The sequence below is a fragment of the Bifidobacterium criceti genome (assembly GCF_002286935.1).
Taxonomy (GTDB): Bacteria; Actinomycetota; Actinomycetes; order Actinomycetales; family Bifidobacteriaceae; genus Bifidobacterium; species Bifidobacterium criceti.
This window is the reverse complement of the sequence record NZ_MVOH01000006.1, coordinates 208993-226880: the sequence shown is the minus strand read 5'-3', so window position 1 is coordinate 226880 and position 17888 is coordinate 208993. Positions and strand designations below refer to the sequence as shown.

Here is a 17888-nt window from a genome sequence, read left to right as displayed (position 1 = left end):
ACAGACATCATCAGAGGAGTAAGTCATGTCAGTCGCAACAAGCATGCGCGCCAAGCGCCGCGGCCGTCCTCGCAGCGAACGGTTCCGTCAGCGTTTCGAAATGAGCGTCCTGTCCGTCCCCGCGCTCATCATGTTCGTCGGATTCGTGATCCTGCCGGTGTTCATGGCGGCGTATTACGGATTCTACAGATGGAAGGGCTTCGGCAAGCCCAACGTCAACGGCCAGTTCATCGGTCTCGAGAACTACCGCATCATCCTCACCGACCCGAACTTCCAGCAGGCGCTCGGCCACACATTGTTCATCGCGGTCATGTCGCTCGTCATCCAGGGGCCGCTCGCGATCCTGTTCGCACTGCTGCTCAACCAGAAATTCAAGGGGCGCGGACTCATCCGCACACTCATCTTCGTGCCGTACGTCGTCTCCGAGGTCATCATCGGCACCGGTTGGAGCCTGATGCTCCAGCCGAACGGCGCCGTCAACGCGGTCATGAAGAACCTCGGCCTGCAGAGCGTCGACTGGATCGCCAATCCGAAGATCGCGATCTGGACGCTCATGTTCATCATCTCGTGGAAGTACATCGGCTTCGCCGTCATCCTGATGATCGCCGGCATGCAGGCGATCCCCGAGGAACTCTACGAGGCGGCGCGCGTCGACGGCGCGGGCTTCTGGCGCCAGCAGTGGAGCATCACGCTCCCGCTGCTCGCCCCGACGATCCGCATGTGGGCGTTCATGTCGATCATCGGTTCGCTCCAGCTGTTCGACCTCGTCTACATCATCTGGGGGCAATACGTCTCGTCGACGGCAGGCACCTCGACGATGGCCACGTACATGGTCAGGGAAGGACGTCTTGCCAACAACTACGGCTACGGCTCCGCGGTCGCCGTCGTCATCTTCATCATCTCGCTCGTCATCGCGCTCGCATACCAGCGCTTCGTCCTCAACCGCGACCTCGCCGGCGCCGTCGAGAAGCGCGAACGCAAGCAGCTCGAACGCCGCATCGCCAAGCGCGAACGCGAACGCATGGAGCGCGACGAGATCGAAGAGGCGATCGCCCCGAACAACGCTTCCATGGAGGTGGCAACATCATGACGTACACAGGTGAACGCATCGAACGCACATTGCTGTTCGGCAAGCGCAAGCGCAACGACCCATACGCATACCGCAAATCGGCGAAGACGCCGTGGGGCCATCCGATCGTCTACGTGCTGTCGGTCATCCTCGTGCTCATATGCGTCGTGCCGGTCCTCTACATCATCCTCGGCGGTTTCCGCACGAATTCGCAGATCACGCGCGACCCGGCCGGATTCCCGAGCCCCTGGAACTTCTCGAACTACGCGAGCGTCGTCTCGTCGGGCACGTTCTGGGTCGAACTCGTCAATTCGCTGATCGTCTCGATCGGCACGATGGTCGGCGTCGTCGTCCTCGCGCTCATGGTGAGCTTCGTCATCGCGCGCTACCGCTTCCGCTTCAGCCGCATGCTGTACACGCTCTTCTCGGCGGGCATGATGTTCCCGATCACCGTCGCGATCACGCCGCTGTACCTGCTGCTGCGCAACCTGCATCTGATCAACAGCCAGCTCGGCATCATCCTGCCGCAGATCGCGTTCGGCCTTCCGCAGGCGATCATCATCCTCGTGCCGTTCCTGCAGTCGATCCCGATGGAGCTCGAAGAGGCGGCGCAGCTCGACGGCTGCTCAAGGCTTGGCTTCTTCGCGCGCATGGTGCTGCCGTTGAGCGGCCCCGGCGTCGCGACGATCGCGATCCTGTCGTTCGTCGCGAGCTGGAACGCCTACATGCTGCCGCTGTTCCTCCTCAACGATTCGACGAAGTACACGCTGCCGCTCGGCGTGCAGATGTTCAGCTCGCAGCATTCCGTCGACACCGCGCAGGTGCTCGCATTCACATCCCTGTCGATGATCCCGGCGCTCATCTGCTTCACGATCTTCCAGAAGAAGATCGTCGGCGGCCTCGCTGGCGCCGTCAAGGGCTGAGCCCCGCGGCATACGACATGACGACGCGCGCATGGCCCGGTATCCCCGGGCCATGCGCATACGCAAGGAGACGATGATGAAGATCGAAAACCCGGTGCTCACCGGATTCCATGCCGATCCCTCGATGATCCGGGTCGGCGACACGTATTACCTCGCCAATTCCACATTCGAGTGGTTCCCGGGTGTGCGCTTGCACGAATCGAAGGACCTGGCGCATTGGAGCCCGCTGCCAAGCCCGCTCAGCCGGCGCTCGCAGCTCGACATGCGCGGCAACGCGTCGTCGGGCGGTGTATGGGCCCCCGACCTGTCATATGCCGATGGCCGGTTCTGGCTGGTCTATGCGGACGTCAAGGTCGTCAACGGCGCGTTCAAGGACTGTGTGAACTACCTCGTGACGGCCGACGACATCCGCGGCCCGTGGAGCGAACCGGTCCGGCTCAATGGCGTCGGATTCGACGCAAGCCTGTTCCATGACGCCGACGGACGCAAGTACCTCGTCCAGCAGACCTGGGATTTCCGCGAATACCACCATCCGTTCAACGGCATCACGCTCACCGAATTCGATGTCGACACGATGCGCCTCAAGCCGGAAACGGAACGCACGATCTGGGAGGGCACCGACGTCAAGCTCGTCGAAGGTCCGCATCTGTACCGGATCAACGACCTGTACTACCTGTTCTGCGCCGAGGGCGGCACCGTATGGACGCACCAGGAGGTCGTCGCACGTTCGGCGACGCTCGACGCGCATTCGTTTGAGGGCAGTCCGCTCAACCCGTTCCTGACGAACTTCGACACACCGCGCAGCTATCTGCAGAAGCAGGGGCATGGGGCGCTCGTGAGCACACCCGGGGGCGAATGGTACTACGCGTCGCTGTGCGCGCGGCCGTGGCACCATGCGAACGAGTCGGTGACCGATCCGCGCGGCTGGTGCACATTGGGACGTGAGACATCGATCCAGAAAGTCGATTGGACCGAGGACGGCTGGCCGTACATCGTCGGCGGCCATGGTGGCGAGCGCGTCGTCGACGCGCCCGCCGACGCCATCGAGGATGCGGATGCGCAGGTGTCGCGCGATGTGCATGACGATTTCGCGGCACCCGAGCTCGGTGACGGCTGGTGCACATTGCGCGTGCCGTTCGATGGGCGCATGGGGCATGTCGGCGATGGTGCGCTCACGTTGCGTGGTCAGGGTTCGCTGTGCAACCTGTTCGACCTGTCGCTCGTCGCGCGCCGTTGGCAGGCCTTTGGATTCGACGCGTCCGTCGGTGTGCGTTTCGATCCGGTGAACTACCGGCAGATGGCCGGGTTGACGAACTACTACAACGACCTGTGCTGGTCGTGGGCGTTCGTCACCTGGGACGAACGGCGTGGCTGCCGCGTCATCGAAGTCGCGCAGAACGATTTCAACGACTACACGTCGTTCCTGCGCGATGACGCCGTGCCGGTCCCCGATGACGTGGACATCGTGTGGCTGCGCACGCGCGTACGCACGCAGACATACACCTACGACTATTCGTTCGACGGCGAGCATTGGCATGGCCTCGGCGTCGAACTCGATGCGAAGGTCCTGTCGGACGACTACGTGAACCAGCGCTATGGCGGTTTCTTCACCGGGGCGTTCGTCGGGCTCGCGGCCGTTGACCTGTCCGGATACGACGCCGAGGCGCAATTCGTCGATTTCGACTACCGCGAGCTAACGGACTGACCGTCCGCAAAGCCCACAAAGACAAGGGAGGCGTCCCGCATGATGCGGGACGCCTCCCTTGTTGCATGTGGGACTCGACGTGTTGGCTGCACACAGTCGTGCGGTATGACATGGCGCCTCCCACCGTACCGCAGTGCGGCATGCATTCGCGGTACGGTGGGAGGCGCCATGTCATACCGCAGCGCGGTGAAGAGGCGTCTCCCGGAGTCCGGTGGTCAGCCGCGCGCCCGGACGTAGGCCTCGTAGACCTGTGGCGTCGGGACGCCTGTCGAGACCGCGTCGATCGACACCGGCCATTCGGGGGCGCTCGCGCCGCCGTCCAGCGTCCAAGCGGCCTGGCGGGCGGCGCCGATCGCCACGTATTCGTCGGTGGCCGGGCATGACACGTCCATGCCGAGGATGCATGGCGCGAGCGTGCGGATCGCGACCGACCTCGCGCCGCCGCCGATGAGCAGCACACGGTCGATCGGCGCGCCGAGCGACCTGATGAGTTCGATGCAGTCGCGCTGTGAGCACAGCAGCCCCTCGACGAATGCGCGCGCGATGTTCGCGGCGTCCGTGTTGCGCATCGTCATGCCGGTGAGCGTCGCCGTCGCATCGGGACGGTTCGGTGTGCGCTCGCCGTCGAAATACGGGACAAGCGTCATGCCGTCGGCGCCCGCGTGCGCGGCAAGCGCGAGGTCGGTGAGTTCGTCGTAGTCGACGCGCAACGCGGCGCGGGCGGCGTCGAGGATGCGCGACGCATTGATCGTGCACGCAAGCGGCAGGAAATGGCCGGTGCAGTCGGCGAAGCCGGACACGGAACCGCTCAGGTCACGCACGGGCTGCTCGCTCACGGCGGCCGCGACGCCCGATGTGCCGAGCGAGACCGAGACATCGCCGACGGCCATGCCGAGACCGAGGGCCGCCATCGCGTTGTCACCGCCGCCGGGGGCGATGACGCATCCGCCGGGCACGTCGGCGCCCGCGACATCGGACGCGGCGCGCGTCGGAGCGGCCTCGTGGGGTCCGAGTACCTGTGGCAGCACGATCCGTTCGGCATGTGCGAGCGCCGCCGGTTCGGGGGAGGCGTTCGATGACGCCGTCAGGCCCAGCGCGAGCAGGTCGCGGCGGTATGCATTGCGAGCGGCGTCGAAATACAAAGTGCCTGATGCATCGGATCGGTCGGTGCACAGCGCGTCGAGATGCGCGTCTGCGCCTTCGTCGACGGGGCCGTATCCGGCGATGCGCCAGCTGAGCCAATCATGGGGCAGGCATACGGCGGCGATGCGCGCCGCGTTGTCCGGCTCGTGTTCGGCGACCCATTTGATCTTCGTGAGCGTATACGATGCGACGGGCGACGAGCCCACCTCTTCGACCCAGCGCGCGACGCCGCGCGCGTGCACGGCTGCGGCGTCAGCTGCGTCATCGCCATTGCCGGCATCGTCACCTTGCGCGCCGAGCATATCGATGAGTTCCTCGGCCTGCGGCGCCGAACTCGTGTCGTTCCACAGCATCGCCTCGCGGATGACGGCGCCCTGTTCATCGAGCAGGACCATGCCGTGCTGTTGGCCCCCAACGGCGATCGCCGACACATCGGCGAGGCCCCCGGCCTGCTGCGCGGCCTCGAGGAACGCCCTCCACCACGCCTCGGGGTCGACCGTTGTCCCCGATGGATGCTTCGCCTGGCCGAAGCGGACGAGCGCGCCGGTGAGCGCGTCCGTCACGCGGACCTTGCATGATTGCGTGGAGGTGTCCACGCCGGCGACGAGTACACGAGACATCATCGTCTCCTTTCCGCGCACAGTCGCAGCGCCACTGCGCGACTTAGATAGTTAGATGAATAAACTATACTGGGTAGTGTAGCATGTCGGTAGTTCGACGCGCCAACGAAAGGATGCGCCGAAAGAACGAAGGTGGCGTGGAATGGCGAAGCTGAAGCGGATCAATCAGAACGATCTGAGGAACCACAACCTCTCCGTCGTCCTTGAGACGATGCTCCGGACGACGACCCCGTTCAGCCGCGCCGACCTCGCGAAGGAGACCGGATTGACGAAGGCGACGATGTCGCTCCTCGTCTCGCTCCTCATCGACAACCACATCGTCCGGGAGGGCGTCCCGATCGTGCAGTCGGTCTTCGGCAGGCCAAGCACACCGCTGTTGATCGCAGGGGGCGCGGTATGCGGCATCGGCATCCAGATCAACACCGACGGCTACGGATACATCGTCCTCGACCTCGACGGATTCGTCATCGCGGAACGCTGGGTCGACGAGGACCTGCACGACGCGGACGCCGACGCGATCTTCAACGACCTCGACAGGCTGCTGCGCGCCCAGGAGGAGACGTTGCGCGAGCACGGCTACGCAATCACCGGCACCGGTCTCGCATTGCCGGGCCTAGTGACCGAGGAGGGCCATCTCATCGTCGCGAGAAACCTCGGATGGGAGGACGTCGACCTCAACCAATACGACCTCATCCGCAGACTCGACGTCATCGCGGGCAACGAATCGAACATGGCCGCCGTCGCACAACTGCCCGGATACGCGACACAACGCGTCGACGAAGGCATCGTCGGACCGAACGGATCGTTCATCTACATCTCGACCGACATCGGCATCGGCGGCGCCCTCGTGCGCAGCGGCACCGTCGTACGCGGCGACCACGGGTTCGCAGGGGAAGTCGGGCATGTCTCGGTGCAGATGGACGGGCCGTTGTGCCGCTGCGGGCGCCGCGGATGCGTCGAGATGTACGCGGGACGCCGCGCGATCGTTGAGGACGCCGACATCGCGCACGGCGCCGACGCCGCAAGCCAACGTTCGCTCGACGAATTCTTCCGCCGCGCCGAAGAAGGCGACGCGCGCACGCTCGAAGTCATGGACCGCGCGATGCGCGCGCTCGAATCGATGATCGTCTCCGTCATCAACGCGACCGACATCGGCACCGTCATCCTCGGCGGCGCGTGGGCACGGCTCGACGGTGTGCACATCCGCCTCATGGAACGCCGTGTGCAGGAGCGGATCCTCGCGCGCGACGTCGTGCACGTGCGCATCATGTGCGCGCGAACCGACACACGTCCCGCGCTCATCGGCGCCGCCATCTGCGGATTGAGGAAGTTCATCGACGCGCCGCTCAGCTACATCGATGAATGAGCGCGCGCGGCCGCGCGGATGATGTGTGCGGTGGCGTCGGCGGATGTGCGGACGTCGGGCGGATGTGCGGATGGCGCTCGCGACATGACCACATTGTGATACGACGTGTCCATATGCTTCATGCGCGCGCCCTGTGCTGCTATGCTGGCGGAGGCGTTCCCGCCCGGACTGCGCAGGTCAAGGAACGTCATATGAACCGCTGTGCGCAGTACCGTCAGGAAGAGGGACTTCCATGGTCGAACACACCCAAAACCACTCCAATATCGAAGACGCCGCCGTCGTCCGTTCCATGAGACGATTCCGTTGGACGACCGCGGACATCGCCGTCGCCGCGGCACTCGGCATCGCCGCAGGCATCATATTCTGGGGCTTCAATTTCGCGTACGCATCCATTTCCCCGATCCTTGGCGGCTTGCTGCCGGGATTCGCAAGCATCCTGCACGCGGTGTGGTATTTCTCCGGAACGCTCGCCGTGCTGATCCTGCGTAAGCCGGGCGCGGCCGTATTCGTCAACCTCGTCGGCTGCGCGGCCGAGATGCTGCTCGGCAACTCGTTCTCCTTCGGATTCATCTTCCTGTCCGCCGCACTCCAGGGACTGTTCGCGGAGCTGCCGTTCGCGGTCACACGGTACCGCGTCTTCAATCTGCCGATTTCGGTGATCTCCGGCGTGTGCACGGCGCTCGAATATGGTGTGTACCTGATGCTGTTCCGGTATCAGGGCGTCGCGTTCCTCAGCCCGCGCGGCATCGTGCACATGGTGAGCGAAGTCGTCGGCGGTGCGCTCATCGCGGGCGTCGGTTCGTGGTACCTCTACCGTGCGATCGCGAAGACCGGCGTCCTCGACCGTTTCGCGTCCGGACGCGCTGTACGCGCCGCCGTCCGTGCCGAAGGGCAGCGGTAGCGGTAGTGCGGCTGCTGCGTTGGCGGCGGTGTTGAAAGACGGCCGTCCGTGGTCTCCTCTGGCGGCGCTGCCGCAATGTGCAGCCATCTGCAACGTGCGCATGGACGTTGGCGGCGGCACCGCCGCGAAGTGCAGCCATCTGCGACGTACGTATGGATGTTGGCAGTGGCGGTGCCGCAGTGTGCAGCCGTCTGCGACGCGCGTATGGACGTTGTCGGCGGTACCGCCGCGAAGTGCAGCCATCTGCAACGTGCGCATGGACGTTGTCGGCGGTACCGCCGCGAAGTGCAGCCATCTGCGACGTACGTATGGACACCGTCGGCGGCGGTGCCGCAGCGTACAGCTGTCTACGGTGGCCGTTATCGGTCGTGGTCAGCGTATTCGGGGGACGCCGGCTGCTTCGAGCTTTTGGTACAGACGTTCCGGATGGATGACATCGTCGAAATTGAAATGCACAATCGTCGTGACACCGCACCGCTTCAAGTATTCATCGCGCTCATACTGCTTGCTCACATGGGTGTTCACCTCGGTCCATGTGGCGCCGTATTTCGCCATGCCGTCGTATTCGGCGACGATGATCGTCCCGTCACTGAGCATCCAGATGAAATCCACCCGCAGCGGAAAATCGGGATTGTTCGGATTGGGAAATGTGTATTGCAGATGCGGCCGCATGAAGCCGCCATTCTCCATGACCGCACGTGCGCGCGATTCGCCGCCGTTTTCGCTGCGCGCGTCAGTGCCGGAGACGACGCGTGCGACTTTGTTCGCTTCGTCGACGGAGGAAACAGGAAATTGCGTGATCAAAGATACGTCGAAGTTCTTCCTCGCAGCTGCGTCCGCCATCGGCAGCGCAAGTTCGAACGGCAGCAAACGTGCGCAATCGAACAACGTCCGTGCGAACGATGTGACGACGACGCCTTCGATCGTCACGGTCGGTAGATTGCGCATGCACACGGTGTGCCGTATCGTGCCGCTTTTCGCGATGACGTGTGTGCCGCTATGTGAGGTGGATGCAACCGTTATCTCGTTTTCTGGGTGGATGTCATATGGTTGCTCGACGTCGAACATGCACATCGCGCTCTCCGCAGCGAACACGACGTTCGGATGGAGGATTGCGAGTGTTTGCACAACTGCACGTTTGCGCTGCGTTGGATTGAGGTTTTCCCAGAACTCAGGGCGAACGTACATCCTCGGATGTGGCGTGATGAGTTCGCCGCACGCGACGCGACGCGCGAATTTGCGGCGTTGGTTGTTGTCGGTCGACGTCGCGCATAGGTTGTGCTGTTGCGCCTCGTCGAGCAATTGTGTGATTTCGGTGTTCGTTCTCATGTGCACGACGGTATGGGGCGCAAACGTATGTGTGCAAGCGCAACCGGGTATTGTGTACGGGCGGGTGTGTCGTCCTCGAAATGTGGATAAGGGCACCTCGACCTGTGCATAGTGGGGATAACCGTGTGGATATCGGGAGTGGGCATTGCAGCGGACGATCATCTACGACGCGCATATGGCTGCTGTTGGCGGTGGTGCCGCAGTGCGCGGTCGTTTGCGGCGTACGTATGGACGTCGTCGGCGGCGGTGCCGCAGTGTGCGGCCAGATACAACGTACGTATGGACGTCGTCGGCGGCGGTGCCGCAGTGTGCGGCCGTCTGCAACGTGCGCATGGACGTAGTCGGCGGCGCTGCCACACCGTGCGGCCGTCTGCGGCATCGGTACTTCGTCCTTCGATTGTGTGGATATGTCGTCCCACTACGTAAGATGCCCGCGTACGCTGTAGGCGGACGTCCACGTAGACTGTTGTCGACGATGCATCGGTTGCATGGCGTGCATCGCGCGCACGAAGGCGACGTCATAGAGACTGAGAGATGGAGAAATAAGGATCGCTCATGGTGGACGACAGCACGATCGTGTACGCCGGGAACGAAGCCGGTACGCAGACGGAACTGATCAATCCCAATGAAATCGCGGCGCTCTCGAAGCGGCCGAATGGAAAGACACCGAACAACGGCAACAGGAAATACCTGTGGGTGATCTTCGCGTCGATTGCCGTGCTCGCGTTGTTCGCCGCCATCATTTTCGCGGGCGTGCAGATGCACAACCACCGTCAGCAGCAGCTCGCGCAGGAACACGCGCGTTGCGAAAGCGCGATGGCTGCGCTCAACGAGAAGGCGAAACAGTACGATGCGCTCAAAGCGGGCGATGGTGCGGCGGCCGGCACGGTATCCGACATCCAGGTCGCCGACACGTCCACAATCAAACTGCTTGACGAACAGCTCAAAGCGCAAGCGCCGGCGGCGACGAGCTGCGAGGTCCCGTCGGTCGACCAGTACGACGCGCGCATCCAGCAGATCCGCGACCATGAGGAATGGTACGACGCGCATATGAAGTCGCTTCAGGAAGCCGTCAACAACGTCAACGATTCGAAGGAACTCAAGGAAGTCGAAGAAGCGAAATCGACACTCGACGAAACGTTGCGCGAGGCGCAGACGACACTCGACCTCACACGTGGACAGGTCGCGGACGAATCGACGTGGAGCCACCTCTACGAACTGCACGAACAGGCGCAGCGCGAGGAGGAGAGCGGTGATTTGTCGTCGATCACATCGGTTGAATCAGACATCACATCGGCGATTGAGTCGGTGAACGCGTCACGTGACAAGAAAATCGCCGCTGACGAACAGAAGGCGCGCGAGGAGGCGCTCAAGAAAGCGCAGGAGGAGAAGAAGAAAGCGGACGAAGCGAACAAACGCGCCGACGACAACGCGAACAAGGACGCACACAAGGAGAACGACCGTCACTGAGTGCGGCGGACGTCGCGGATGTTGTGCACACTGCGGAAACGGCAATGAGGGAGACCGTCTGGATCGACGGTCTCCCTCATTGCGTCAATGGTGGGGCCTCAGGGGCTTGAACCCTGGACCGGCGGATTATGAGTCCGATGCTCTAACCGACTGAGCTAAGGCCCCGCGTCACTGACGGAACAGTCGGAACGGTTCCGCGTGTGCGACTCGCTAAAGTGTAGCAAACAGCGTGACCATACGAACAACGCCGACCCGAAGGCCGGCGTTGTTCGCATCAGCGATGCAATCAGTTGCTCTTCTTGCCGTAGCGCCTCTCGAAACGGGCCACGCGGCCGCCGGTATCCAGAATCTTCTGCTTGCCGGTGTAGAACGGGTGGCACTTCGAGCAGACGTCCACCGTCATGTGGTCGCCCTTCGCGGTCGACTTCGTGACGAACGTGTTGCCGCACGAGCAGGTAACCTGCACCGCATGATAATCAGGATGAATTCCTGGCTGCATAATTTGTCTCCTAAAGATACGGGGGACCCGGGTCGCCATGCCCCGATGGCAGGCGTGAACCGGATACATGCATTGTACGGCTGCGCATTGACGCGGCTGTACGGCGCGTCCCGCGGCGAACCGAGAGCGCTGCCAAGACAGACAACTCAGTGGGGTGGAGGTTTATTCCATAGATGTGCGATCGGCGTTTCACATCGGATGGGTGAGTGGGGGTGGCTGTCGGTTGCGGCGGTGCCGCGGTGGATGTCTGTTTGACGGCTATAGGTGGCTGCTGACCGCGGTGGTGCCGCAGACTGCAGCTGTTTGTCGTCTGCAGATGGCTGTGTAGTGCGGCGTTGCCGCCGCAGGCGGCCGCCGCGGCAGCGGTTGTCGGGTTGTTGGTAGGATGGAACGGTTTGAACGAAGGTCGCATGCGCCGCCGAATGGCATACGTGTGCGGCCGCCGCGTCGAAAAACATCGAAAACATCGAAAAACGAACAGCATCGGACAGGCATCGAAAAGGTGGAGATGGCGGAGGAACAGTTCCCGGCGGCGCGTACCGCACGTGAGGAATACGACAGGATCGAGCAGCAGATGGCGCAGCCGGACGTCGCGTCGGATCCGGACAAGATGCGCAAGCTCGGAAGGCGCCACGCCGAACTCGGCACAATCGTCGGCGCATACAGTGATTATCTGCACATCCGCGACGATCTTGAGGCCGCGCGGGAGATGGCCGATGAGGATCCCGATTTCGAAGCCGAGGCGCAACGCCTTGAGGAAGCGCTGCCGGCGGCCGAGGAGAAGCTGCGCATGGCGCTCATCCCGAGGGATCCGGATGATGCGCGCGACGTCATCATGGAGATCAAGGCCGGTACAGGCGGCGAGGAGGCGGCACTGTTCGCCGGCGACCTGCTGCGCATGTACACACGGTACGCCGAGAAGCGCGGCTGGGGCACGACGATCCAGAGTGAGAACACGACCGAACTCGGGGGTGTCAAGGATGTGCAGCTCGCGATTCGCGCGAAGGGCACGCCGTTGCCTGAGGAGGGTGTGTGGGCGTCGCTCAAGTACGAAGGCGGCGTGCACCGCGTGCAGCGTATCCCGGTGACCGAATCGCAGGGCCGCATCCAGACGTCGGCCGCGGGCGTCATCGTGTTCCCGGAAGCCGATGAGGATGACGATGAGATCGAGATCGATCCGAAGGACCTCAAAATCGACATCTTCATGAGTTCTGGCCCTGGTGGACAGTCCGTCAACACGACGTATTCGGCGGTGCGTATGACGCATATCCCGACCGGCATCGTCGTGAGCATGCAGGATGAGAAATCGCAGATCCAGAACCGCGCGTCGGCGCTGCGTGTCCTCAAGAGTCGTCTGCTCGCGATGAAACATGAGCAGGAGGCCGCCGAGGCCGCCGACATGCGGCATTCGCAAGTGCGTTCGCTCGACCGTTCCGAGCGCATCCGCACCTACAATTTCCCCGAGAACCGCATCGTCGACCACCGTACGAATTACAAGGCGTACAATCTCGACGCCGTCCTCGATGGCGATCTGCAGGCCGTCATCGACAGCGATATCCAGGCGGACGAAGCGCAACGTCTCGCCGACCGCAACGAGTGAGCGGAGCGGACGTTCCCTTTTTTCGCCATATGACAGCCGCATACGACAGTTCCATATGACGACTGCGGACGCCGGCACCGCGTACTTGTGTGCACACGGTACTTGTGTGCACACGTACGCACACATCGACAGACACGTGCGAGAGACGCACACCGATCATCTATGCATACCTATGCAGGAGGCGAGCATGACATCGGAAGCGAACGGCAACCGTTCCCACACCAACGACATGGGCGACGACGTCCGCGCCGACTTCGACATGACGACCGATGCCGACGATGCGGCCGACGTCGCCGACCTCATCGCACAAGGCGGCGCGCGTCTCGCACGGGTGGGTGTCGATACGCCGCAGCACGACGCGAAACTGCTCCTCGCCGAAGCGACACGCGCGACGTTGAGCGACGTCGACAAAGCCGCGCTCCTCGGCGACGATGTCGCGAAGCTCGTCGCGGGCACGTCGATCGGCGCGCGCGCCGCGCTCGCCGCGTACGCGGCGATGCTCGCGCGGCGCGAACAGCGCGAACCTCTCCAGTACATCGTCGGACATACGCCGTTCCGCTACCTCGACATCAAAGTCGGTCCCGGAGTGTTCATTCCGCGTCAGGAGACGGAACTGCTCGTCGACGAGGCGATCGGATGGATCACGCGCAACGGCCTGTACTGTCCCCGTGTCGTCGATCTGTGCGCGGGCAGCGGCGCGATCGGCTTGTCGATCGCGACCGAAGTACCCGGAGCGCAGGTGTGGGGCGTCGAAAAAGACGTCCTCGCCGCGCAGTGGACGCGCCGCAATATGGGCGAAACGGGTGCCGTGTTCCCTGACATCACCGCGAACTACCATCTCGAGATCGCCGACGCGACATGTCCGACGACACTCGGGCAGCTCGACGGCACCGTCGATGTCGTCGTGAGCAATCCTCCATACATTCCGCTCACCGACGTGCCCGAACAGTTCGAAGTGCGCGCATACGACCCGCAGATGGCGCTCTACGGAGGTTCCGCGGATGGTATGCTCGTGCCGGAACGCATCATCGTGCGCGCAGCGGCGCTCGTGCGCGACGGCGGCGTGCTCATCATGGAACATGACGTCACCCAGGCGGACCGCACCGTCGCGTTCGCGCGCGCGAGCGGCTTCGCCGACGCGCGCACCGAATACGACCTGACGGGACGTCCGCGGTACCTCGTCGCGACGAAATAGTGCGGAACCGGAATATCGTCTGACCGATTGACGTACTAGGTTGGTAATGCATACGGCCGCGCATCGCGCGACGCAAGGTAGGAGGCACATTGAGCGACGTACGCAAAGCGGATGAGGAATCGTTCGGGCTCGCGAAGGACACCATCGCGCGCGGTGGCATCGTCGTCATACCGACCGACACCGTGTACGGCATCGCATGCGACCCGTGCAACACCGACGCGATCGCGCGCATCTACGGCGTGAAGGAACGCCCGCGGTACAAAGCGCTCCAAGTGCTCATGGCGTCCGTCGACGATGCGGCCGCGCTTGGCCTCGACCTTCCGTCCCCGCTCAACCGACTCGCCGCGCAGTTCCTGCCGGGCGCGTTCTCTCCGATCGCGCTCGCGCGTGGGGACAGTCCACTCGCGACCGTGCGCGTCGCGGCGAATGGCGCGCGCACACAGGGCATCCGTGTGCCGAACAGTGCCGTCACGCTCGCGATGCTGCGTGTCACGGGACCGGTCGCCGCGTCGAGCGCGAACAAATCGGGTGAGGAGAGCGCGCAGTGCGTCGACGAGGCGGTCGCCGCGTTCGGCGATGACGTCGACCTGTACATCGACGGCGGCGCGACGGCAGGGCATGTCGCGAGCACGGTCGTCGCGGCGGATCCGCTTGCGCGGGACGGCATCGAGATCCTGCGCGAGGGCGTCATTCCGGCATCCGTCATCCGCCGCGCGGTCCATATGAACGGCGGCGGTCTCGGCGCATGAAGGTCTATCTGTTCATCTGCCTGCTCGCGGCGTGTGCGACGTTCCTGTATACGCCGATCGTGCGCCACGTCGCGATCCATGTCGGAGCGGTCGGCGAAGTGCGCGCGCGCGACGTGCACACGGTGCCGACGCCACGCATGGGTGGCGTCGGCATGCTGCTCGGCTTCCTGACAGCGATGTTCTTCGCGTCACGCCTCAACTTCCTGCAGGGCGTCTTCCGTGAGAACCATCAGGCGTACATCGTCATGGCTGGTGCCGCGCTCATCTGCCTGCTTGGTGTGTGCGACGACATCTGGGACCTCGATTGGATGCTCAAGCTCGCCGGGCAGCTGCTCATCGCCGTGTTCGTCGCGTGGGGCGGATTGCAGATCATCACATTGCCGATCGGTTCGCTCGTGACCGCGTCGCCGACGATCTCGATCGCGATCACGGCGCTGCTCATCGTCGTGTCGATCAACGCGGTCAATTTCGTCGATGGTCTCGACGGTCTCGCGGCCGGCATCGTCGCGATCGGCGGCGTCTCGTTCGGCATCTATTCGTATATCCTCGCGCGTTCGGCGCCCTCGTATGCGTCGATGGCGACGCTCGTCGACGTCGCGATGGTCGGCATATGCCTCGGTTTCCTGTTGCACAACTGGCATCCCGCGAAACTGTTCATGGGAGATTCCGGTTCGATGCTGCTCGGCTACCTCATCACATGCGCGTCGATCATCATGACGGGGCGCATCGATCCGGCCACGGTGAACGCGTCAATCTACCTGCCCGCGTTCATGCCGATCCTGCTGCCGATCCTCGTGCTGTTCCTGCCGGTGCTCGACATGATGATGGCGATCTGCCGACGTCTGAGCAAAGGGCAGTCGCCGATGCACCCCGACCGCATGCATCTGCACCACCGCATGCTGCGCATCGGGCATTCGGTGCGCGGCGCCGTGCTCATCCTGTGGGGGTGGGCGGCGCTCATCGCGTTCGGATCGCTCATGCTGCTGTTCTTCCAACCGTTCCACGTCCTCATCGTCTTCCTCATCGCGGCCGCACTGCTCACCGTCGCGACGATGTATCCGTACATCCACAGACGCATGAACGGCGAAGTCGAGGCGCTGCCCGGCGAGCACGACGCCGACCATCCCGAACACGCGAAATCGCGCGCACAGGAAAGCATACATGCGCATACGCAGGAACGTGCGCAGGGGAGGGACGGCAAACGCCGCGCGCGCCACATCCGCGCGTCGAAGACGACGTCGTCGTCGACATCGCCGAATTCGTCATCGTCGACATCAGACGATGTCCAGGCACAGCTGTGACCTATATCCATCTCCGTCTGTCGTAGCCCTGAATTCGCACGATGGTACGCTGACGGACGTTTGGGCGTACCGCGCTGCGGAAAATCAAGGTGTTGCACGACGTCGTCCGCGCGTCGCGCGCACCGTCGGAAACGGCGTGTGCTGCATTGTGGAACGGCGTTTGGTGTTCGTCGTCGCGCATCCATATAGTGTGTCTATGGCTACAAATCCTGATATGAACGCAGAATCCCCGTACGCTCCACTTCCTCCCATTTTCGCTCAGCTCGGCCTCGCCTATGACGATGTGCTGCTCCTGCCGAACGAAACGGACGTCATCCCCTCCGAAGTCGATACGACGACCCATCTGACGCGCAACATCACGATGAAGGTTCCGGCGATCTCGGCCGCGATGGACACCGTGACGGAATCCGAGATGGCGATCGCGATGGCCCGTAACGGCGGCATCGGCGTCCTCCACCGCAACCTGTCGATCGACGACCAGGCCGCGCAGGTCGATTACGTCAAGCGCTCCGAATCGGGTATGATCACCGATCCGCTCACCGTGAACCCCGATGTCACACTCGCCGACCTCGACAAACTGTGCGGCAAGTTCCACATCTCCGGTCTGCCGGTCGTGGACCGCGAGAACAAGCTTGTCGGCATCATCACGAACCGCGACATGCGTTTCATCGCGTCGGACGACTACGACCATCTGCGTGTCAAGGACGTCATGACGAAGGACAACCTCATCACCGGTCCGTCGAACATCTCGAAGCAGGACGCGCATGACCTGCTCGCGGCGAACAAGATCGAGAAACTTCCGCTCGTCGACGCCGAAGGACACCTCACGGGCCTCATCACCGTCAAGGACTTCGTCAAGACCGAGCAGTACCCGGACGCGACGAAGGACGAACAGGGACGTCTGCGCGTCGCCGCCGGCATCGGCTTCCTCGGTGACGCATGGCAGCGCGCGACCGCACTCCTCGACGCGGGCGTCGACGTGCTCGTCGTCGACACCGCGAACGGCGAGGCGAAGCTCGCGCTCGACATGATCCGCCGCATCAAGAGCGATCCGGCGTTCGCAGGCGTCGATGTCATCGGCGGCAACATCGCGACGCGCCAGGGTGCGCAGGCGATGATCGACGCGGGCGTCGATGCGGTCAAGATCGGCGTCGGCCCTGGCTCGATCTGCACGACGCGCGTCGTCGCAGGCGTCGGTGTGCCGCAGCTCACGGCCGTGTACGAAGCATCGCGCGCGTGTCGTGCGGCAGGCGTCCCGTGCATCGCCGACGGCGGCATCCACTATTCGGGTGACATCGCGAAGGCGCTCGTCGCCGGCGCGAGCTCGGTCATGCTCGGCGGCGTGCTCGCGGGCTGCGAGGAGGCCCCAGGTGAGAAGGTCCTGCTGCACGGCAAGCAGTACAAGCTTTACCGCGGCATGGGTTCGCTTGGTGCGATGGCTCCGCGCGGCAAGAAGTCGTATTCGAAGGATCGTTATTTCCAGGCGGACGTCACGAGCTCGGACAAGGTCGTGCCGGAAGGCGTCGAGGGCGAAGTGCCGTACCGCGGACCGCTCAACGCCGTGCTGTACCAGATGATCGGTGGTCTGCACCAGTCGATGTTCTACATCGGCGCACACAACATCCCCGAGATGAGCGAAAAGGGCCGCTTCATCCGCATCACCGACGCAGGTCTGCGCGAATCGCATCCGCACGACATCGTCATGACCGCCGAAGCGCCGAACTACTCGGGTCGATGAGTATCTGAGTATCTGAGAATGTCGTGGACGATCATCGTCCGCGAATAGAGAGGAACGAAGAACAGGGCGGGGTCGCATGTGCTTGACTGCATATGCGCCCCCGCCCTGTTGTGTACCGGAGTGCGGATATGTTCGATCCGCGTTCGACGGGCCGCCACGCCGGCTGAGTGTACGCTCCTGACACCGCGTTCAGCGCCGTGCTGAGCGCGTGACGCCACAGACGACGGGGCCGTGCATGGAACTTCGATGTTCCGCGCACGGCCCCGTCGTCGTGTTGTAC

At 63.4% G+C, this 17888-nt stretch carries 14 protein-coding genes and 1 tRNA gene; 11 read left to right on the top strand and 4 right to left on the bottom strand.

What is annotated here, in order from left to right; genetic code table 11:
- The first annotated feature begins 25 nt into the window (after positions 1-25).
- The 3 genes from B1526_RS02665 to B1526_RS02655 all read left to right on the top strand — a co-directional run bounded on the left by B1526_RS02665 (position 26) and on the right by B1526_RS02655 (position 3697).
- Positions 26-1090 carry a carbohydrate ABC transporter permease gene (locus tag B1526_RS02665; RefSeq protein ID WP_095614556.1) on the top strand — a complete coding sequence of 355 codons (1065 nt, stop codon included), beginning with the start codon at positions 26-28 and terminating at the stop codon, positions 1088-1090.
- Complete coding sequence (locus tag B1526_RS02660; RefSeq protein ID WP_095614555.1) at positions 1087-1992, top strand: carbohydrate ABC transporter permease; 906 nt, start codon at positions 1087-1089, stop codon at positions 1990-1992. The genes B1526_RS02665 and B1526_RS02660 overlap by 4 nt, the downstream gene beginning before the upstream one ends.
- 76 nt (positions 1993-2068) lie before the next feature.
- On the top strand, positions 2069-3697 hold the full coding sequence (locus B1526_RS02655) for a glycoside hydrolase family 43 protein (protein WP_095614706.1): 1629 nt from the start codon (positions 2069-2071) through the stop codon (positions 3695-3697).
- A 215-nt stretch (positions 3698-3912) separates the two neighbouring features.
- Here the strand turns inward: B1526_RS02655 and B1526_RS02650 are convergent, their stop codons facing one another.
- Positions 3913-5460, bottom strand: a complete 1548-nt coding sequence (locus B1526_RS02650; protein WP_095614705.1) for a xylulokinase — start codon at positions 5458-5460, stop codon at positions 3913-3915.
- 142 nt (positions 5461-5602) lie between these two features.
- Here B1526_RS02650 and B1526_RS02645 point away from each other — a divergent pair, with 142 nt between their 5' ends.
- Together B1526_RS02645 and B1526_RS02640 are read left to right on the top strand one after the other, a co-directional pair.
- Positions 5603-6826: an ROK family protein gene (locus B1526_RS02645; protein ID WP_095614554.1), complete on the top strand. Its 1224-nt coding sequence runs from the start codon at positions 5603-5605 to the stop codon at positions 6824-6826.
- Positions 6827-7115: 289 nt separating this feature from the next.
- Positions 7116-7727, top strand: coding sequence for an ECF transporter S component (locus tag B1526_RS02640; RefSeq protein WP_095614704.1), 612 nt, complete (start codon positions 7116-7118; stop codon positions 7725-7727).
- Positions 7728-8099: 372 nt separating this feature from the next.
- Here the strand turns inward: B1526_RS02640 and B1526_RS02635 are convergent, their stop codons facing one another.
- On the bottom strand, positions 8100-9056 hold the full coding sequence (locus tag B1526_RS02635; RefSeq protein WP_133088412.1) for a hypothetical protein: 957 nt from the start codon (positions 9054-9056) through the stop codon (positions 8100-8102).
- 555 nt (positions 9057-9611) lie between these two features.
- Between B1526_RS02635 and B1526_RS02630 the strand changes: the two genes are divergently transcribed.
- Positions 9612-10526, top strand: coding sequence for a hypothetical protein (locus B1526_RS02630; RefSeq protein ID WP_095614552.1), 915 nt, complete (start codon positions 9612-9614; stop codon positions 10524-10526).
- Between the two features lie 88 nt (positions 10527-10614).
- On the opposite strand, the gene B1526_RS02625 is transcribed toward B1526_RS02630, so the two are convergent.
- Positions 10615-10691, bottom strand: a tRNA-Ile gene (locus B1526_RS02625).
- A gap of 121 nt (positions 10692-10812) precedes the next feature.
- Complete coding sequence (gene rpmE / locus B1526_RS02620) at positions 10813-11025, bottom strand: 50S ribosomal protein L31 (protein ID WP_095614551.1); 213 nt, start codon at positions 11023-11025, stop codon at positions 10813-10815.
- Between the two features lie 508 nt (positions 11026-11533).
- Between rpmE and prfA the strand changes: the two genes are divergently transcribed.
- The 5 genes from prfA (at position 11534) to guaB (ending at position 17608) form a co-directional block, all read left to right on the top strand.
- Positions 11534-12625: a peptide chain release factor 1 gene (gene prfA / locus B1526_RS02615; protein ID WP_095614550.1), complete on the top strand. Its 1092-nt coding sequence runs from the start codon at positions 11534-11536 to the stop codon at positions 12623-12625.
- 259 nt (positions 12626-12884) lie between these two features.
- A complete protein-coding gene (prmC, locus tag B1526_RS02610) occupies positions 12885-13820 on the top strand; it encodes a peptide chain release factor N(5)-glutamine methyltransferase (protein ID WP_095614703.1) in 936 nt (311 codons plus the stop codon).
- A gap of 89 nt (positions 13821-13909) precedes the next feature.
- On the top strand, positions 13910-14569 hold the full coding sequence (locus B1526_RS02605) for an L-threonylcarbamoyladenylate synthase (RefSeq protein ID WP_095614549.1): 660 nt from the start codon (positions 13910-13912) through the stop codon (positions 14567-14569).
- Positions 14566-15870 carry an MraY family glycosyltransferase gene (locus B1526_RS02600; RefSeq protein WP_235606998.1) on the top strand — a complete coding sequence of 435 codons (1305 nt, stop codon included), beginning with the start codon at positions 14566-14568 and terminating at the stop codon, positions 15868-15870. The genes B1526_RS02605 and B1526_RS02600 overlap by 4 nt, the downstream gene beginning before the upstream one ends.
- 196 nt (positions 15871-16066) lie before the next feature.
- Positions 16067-17608: an IMP dehydrogenase gene (guaB, locus tag B1526_RS02595; protein WP_095614702.1), complete on the top strand. Its 1542-nt coding sequence runs from the start codon at positions 16067-16069 to the stop codon at positions 17606-17608.
- The last annotated feature ends 280 nt before the right edge of the window (positions 17609-17888 follow it).

Excerpts from the sequence above, each read along its gene's own strand:
- B1526_RS02665 (WP_095614556.1), top strand. The coding sequence starts at position 26 with ATGTCAGTCGCAACAAGCATGCGCGCCAAGCGCCGCGGCCGTCCTCGC.
- B1526_RS02660 (WP_095614555.1), top strand. The coding sequence starts at position 1,087 with ATGACGTACACAGGTGAACGCATCGAACGCACATTGCTGTTCGGCAAG.
- B1526_RS02655 (WP_095614706.1), top strand. The coding sequence starts at position 2,069 with ATGAAGATCGAAAACCCGGTGCTCACCGGATTCCATGCCGATCCCTCG.
- B1526_RS02650 (WP_095614705.1), bottom strand. The coding sequence starts at position 5,460 with ATGTCTCGTGTACTCGTCGCCGGCGTGGACACCTCCACGCAATCATGC.
- B1526_RS02645 (WP_095614554.1), top strand. The coding sequence starts at position 5,603 with ATGGCGAAGCTGAAGCGGATCAATCAGAACGATCTGAGGAACCACAAC.
- B1526_RS02640 (WP_095614704.1), top strand. The coding sequence starts at position 7,116 with ATGAGACGATTCCGTTGGACGACCGCGGACATCGCCGTCGCCGCGGCA.
- B1526_RS02635 (WP_133088412.1), bottom strand. The coding sequence starts at position 9,056 with ATGAGAACGAACACCGAAATCACACAATTGCTCGACGAGGCGCAACAG.
- B1526_RS02630 (WP_095614552.1), top strand. The coding sequence starts at position 9,612 with ATGGTGGACGACAGCACGATCGTGTACGCCGGGAACGAAGCCGGTACG.
- rpmE (WP_095614551.1), bottom strand. The coding sequence starts at position 11,025 with ATGCAGCCAGGAATTCATCCTGATTATCATGCGGTGCAGGTTACCTGC.
- prfA (WP_095614550.1), top strand. The coding sequence starts at position 11,534 with ATGGCGGAGGAACAGTTCCCGGCGGCGCGTACCGCACGTGAGGAATAC.
- prmC (WP_095614703.1), top strand. The coding sequence starts at position 12,885 with ATGACGACCGATGCCGACGATGCGGCCGACGTCGCCGACCTCATCGCA.
- B1526_RS02600 (WP_235606998.1), top strand. The coding sequence starts at position 14,566 with ATGAAGGTCTATCTGTTCATCTGCCTGCTCGCGGCGTGTGCGACGTTC.
- guaB (WP_095614702.1), top strand. The coding sequence starts at position 16,067 with ATGGCTACAAATCCTGATATGAACGCAGAATCCCCGTACGCTCCACTT.